This is a genomic window from Weissella sp. DD23, assembly GCF_001579105.1.
Classification (GTDB): Bacteria; Bacillota; Bacilli; order Lactobacillales; family Lactobacillaceae; genus Weissella; species Weissella cibaria.
On record NZ_KQ970394.1, the window covers coordinates 55566 to 58005 of the forward strand.

At 46.7% G+C, this 2440-nt stretch carries 2 protein-coding genes and 1 tRNA gene; all 3 read left to right on the top strand.

Annotation, left to right across the window (positions count from 1 at the left end; translation table 11 throughout):
* The first annotated feature begins 14 nt into the window (after positions 1 to 14).
* A tRNA-Ser gene (locus tag WEIDD23_RS07705) sits at positions 15 to 104 on the top strand.
* 115 nt (positions 105 to 219) lie between these two features.
* The gene (locus WEIDD23_RS07710) at positions 220 to 1800 is read left to right on the top strand and encodes an HAD family hydrolase (protein ID WP_010371026.1); all 1581 of its coding nucleotides are present in this window, start codon (positions 220 to 222) and stop codon (positions 1798 to 1800) included.
* Between the two features lie 198 nt (positions 1801 to 1998).
* A partial coding sequence (locus WEIDD23_RS14700) for an Rnase Y domain-containing protein (RefSeq protein ID WP_242865467.1) occupies positions 1999 to 2440 on the top strand: 442 nt, incomplete at its 3' end.

Consider the following 2440-nt stretch of genomic DNA (forward strand, 5'->3'; position numbering starts at 1 on the left):
CTCCCGCAATTAATGGAGAATTACCCAAGTCTGGCTGAAGGGAACGGTCTTGAAAACCGTCAGGTCGTGAAAGCGGCGCGTGGGTTCGAATCCCACATTCTCCTTACTTAATAACCGTGTCCTTATGGGCGCGGTTATTTTTGTATCACGGCAGTTTTAGGTTGAGATTCTGGGAGACTTGGTCTGCTTATCTAAATGACTTTGGGAGGTTGTGAGACGATGCTGACACTACAATTGAGGTACTTGAGATATGCCATTGCGTCTGCTGTCTTAACGATTATTACGGCGCTGACGATGCCACTTTTACAGGGGAAAGCAGCCCTGTTGCACATACCGGTACCTCATTTTGAGCTAATCGCGTTTAGTGTGACAGCTATATTCATTGTGTTAGTTAATGTGCGAATGCTAATGCAGGCGTATCGCCAACAAAAGGAGACCCAATTAACCACGTTGTGGGTACCAGTCGTGGGTCAAGCCCTCTGGTTTGCAACGGTAGCGTGGTTACATGAAATGCCGGCAGCAGGGGACTTCTTGCGGACGATGACATTGCCGTTTGCGTTAGCGGGGGTCACGTTGTTGTTGCTATCGCTTGGTTTGCTGCAACGCCGTGAGCGTGCGATTCCATTAGATGCGATGATGCAACAAAATGCTCGCCGACTAACGTGGATTACGGTTGTGTTGGCCATTTACGCCTTGCTATTTTTCGGCATGACCTTAAATTGGCAATCGGGTTTGGCGGTTGCAACCTCAGTTTTGCTAATCGTTGATCCCCGTTGGCCAGCGTTTTGGGCCGGTTGGCGTCGTTTTAAAATTTTGCGGGCGTTGGCTGCCGATGGGGTAACCTTTCAAAATCCACAAGTATTGGATTACGTGCATGATGTAAAAAATGTTGTGGTGGAAAAGACGGGTATTCTGACGAGCGACACGATTGTTGTGCGGTCGGTCTTGTCGGTTGATGAACGGTACAGTGATTTTGATATTTTGGGGATTACGACTGGTTTGTTGGAACCATTTGATTCAGAATTAACCCGCTCGGTCTTGGCATTTGCCGAAGAGCGTGGGGTGTATCCATCAAGTGCCTCAGAATTAGAGCTTATGCCACTCGTTGGCGTGAAGGGTGTCATCTTAAATGAGCGTTTCTCGATTGTGTCCGCGGCGTATGCGGTTGATCAAAAGTTTGATATCGATGCAGAAACGTTACAGTCGTATCAAGAATTAGGCAATTCTGTGAGTTACATTGTCGATGGCCTACAAGTCATTGGGGTCATTACGTTCGGCTCATCGCTTAATAACGCATTGCTAGCCGTTGACCGTCTCTTTACTGAGCAAGGGTTACAAGTGCGCATGGCGACGGCCGATACAACTGGTTCAACAATGCAGGTGAAAAAGCTAATGGGCTCGTTAACGGAAACCGTCGCTGATTTGACGCCAGCGGGTAAGCAAGCCCAACTGGTGGCTTGGTTGAATCAAGATAATACGATGTTGATTACGAATCAAACATTGCCTGATGATGTGCAACCAACTATTACGGTCGCGGTTGGTGATCAGCCTGTCAATGCAGACATTCACGTTGCGACAGTGACCGATTTGCGCAAGCTTTGGGACACCACTGAAGCACTCTTTAGTACGGATACCAAAGTATTGCGTTGGACGTCGGTGGTGATGGTGCTGTTTCTCTTGCTGGCAGCTGGCTTAGGAATCTTTATTTCACCATATTTCTTTGTGGCACCAGTTGTTGCAACAATCTTAAGATTAGCGCTTTCATTGACCCTTTTAACGGTCGTTGACCCCGAATCATAACAAATGTTACAAGCGTAAAACAAGGCACCCGCCACACCGCCAAAAGGTTGATGTGGCGGGCTTTTTGTAAGCGTCACAGTTTCCGCTTCTAATTGACTTATTATGGGGAAAAGCCTAAAATGAAACCTGTGTTAATAAAGCGCAAAAAAACACTATCGATTTGACATAAACGTCAACTCTATAGACAGGAGATACAAGATGAACATTGCAATGATCATCCTGCTGTCGCTTGTCGCAATCGTAATCGGTGTTGTAATTGGATATATGGTGGCTAAGACACGAATTAACCACACATTGACGATTGCGCACCAAACCGCATCAGATATTACGAGTCAAGCTGCCACTGATGCCGAGCAGATGAAAAAGTCTGCTTTGGTTGAGGCACGAGATGAAAGCCAACGTTACCAAGATCGTATCGAACGTGAGCTTCAAGAACGCCGTTCGGAAGTGAAGTCACAAGAAGATCGCTTGGTAAGTCGTGAGTCTGTATTGGATCGAAAGGACGCCTCATTGCAAAAGCGTGAGGAAGTTATTTCGGAAAAAGAAACGAAACTTGATCAACAACGACAAAGTGTCAACGACAAGCAGAAGCGTGCTGAATCATTGATTGATGAACGCGAAGCGAAGTTGGTGGAGATTG